The 243-nt window shown below is 66.3% G+C and carries 1 protein-coding gene; it reads left to right on the plus strand.

All coding sequences use genetic code 11. The annotated features are described in order from the left end of the window. Positions 1–49: 49 nt before the first annotated feature. A partial coding sequence (locus J0695_RS42945; protein ID WP_307798918.1) for an N-acetylmuramoyl-L-alanine amidase occupies positions 50–243 on the plus strand: 194 nt, incomplete at its 3' end.

Consider the following 243-nt stretch of genomic DNA (forward strand, 5'->3'; position numbering starts at 1 on the left):
GTGTAGTTGGCGGTCGAGCCCGGCGTCCACCCGGCCTTCGGCGTACACGATCGACCGGGTGATCATCCATGTCACCCAGGAGACCTTCAGCAACACCATCGCCATCTTCCAGAACCCGGCGAAGCAGGTCACCGCGCACTATGTGGTGCGCTCCGCCGACGGGTACGTCGCCCAGTGCGTCCGGGAGCGCGACATCGCCTGGCACGCCGGGAACTGGGGGTACAACACCCGCAGCATCGGCAT

Origin of the sequence: Streptomyces beijiangensis, from assembly GCF_017315755.1 — a bacterium.
GTDB lineage: Bacteria > Actinomycetota > Actinomycetes > Streptomycetales > Streptomycetaceae > Streptomyces > Streptomyces beijiangensis.